The 1011-nt window shown below is 70.1% G+C and carries 1 protein-coding gene; it reads right to left on the bottom strand.

Annotation, left to right across the window (positions count from 1 at the left end; all coding sequences use genetic code 11):
• A partial coding sequence (locus DQ240_RS23055; protein WP_113842049.1) for an IS481 family transposase occupies positions 1–891 on the bottom strand: 891 nt, incomplete at its 3' end.
• Between the last annotated feature and the right edge of the window lie 120 nt (positions 892–1011).

Genomic DNA, 1011 nt, shown 5'->3' on the forward strand with positions numbered 1-1011 from the left:
CGCCCGCCGCGCTTTCTCGGAGGTGTAGAGCCGTTTGTAGGCCCACTCCTCGAGCAGGGTGCGGTTGAGCCGTTCGACCTTGCCGTTGGTCTGGGGACGTCGGACGCGGGTGCGGGAGTGCTTGATGCCCAGCTGCTGGTGGGCGTCACGCCAGGCGTGGCTGACGTAGGGGCTGCCGTTGTCGGTCAGCACCCGTTCGACGGTGATGCCATGGCCGGCGAAGAAGGCGCGGGCGCGGGCCCAGAAGGCCAGCGCGGTAGCGGCGGTCTCGTCGTCGAGAGCCTCGGAGTAGGCCAGCCGGGTGTAGCCGTCGATGGCCGAGTGCACGTAGCAGTAGCCGATGTTGGGACGACCGCCGACCTTGCGCGGTCGGGCGGGGTCGCGATGGGCGTGCCGGTGCACATTCCCTTGAGCGCGGCCGTGCGCGCGCCAGCCACCTCCGTCGGGGATGTTGCCGAGCTTCTTCACATCGACGTGCACCAGCTCGCCGGGTCGGGCCATCTCGTAGCGGCGGATGGGTTCGCCGGTGACCCGGTCGACGTGCCAGAGCCGGTTGATCCGGCAGGCGACCAGGATTCGATGCACCGTCGAGGGCGCCAGTCCGACGCGGGCGGCGATGGCTACCGGCCCCAGCCGCTGCTTCCACCGCAGGTGCACGATGCGGCGCACGACCGACTGCGGTGTGCGCCGCGGCGAGGAGTGCGGGCGGCTGGACCGGTCGACCATCCCGGCCGGACCGAACTCCAGATAGCGATCCCGCCACCTGGTGGCCGTTGGCCGCGACACCTGGAATCGCTGGGCGGCCCAGGCCACGGGCCAGCCGTCGTCGACGATGCAGCGGGCCAGCCGAAGCCGGCCGGTTTCGGTCAGCGGCGCATTACGGTGAACCACGAGGGACCTCCTGTGGTCGGAGTGGGTGCTTGGCGGCTCCCACAGCCAACCCGGAGGTCCCTCCTCACTTCAAGATCACCCTCGGCCAGAGGCCGTGCACCAACCTGTCCGATCAGTACA

It is taken from the genome of Blastococcus sp. TF02A-26, from assembly GCF_003319125.1.
Classification (GTDB): domain Bacteria; phylum Actinomycetota; class Actinomycetes; order Mycobacteriales; family Geodermatophilaceae; genus Trujillonella.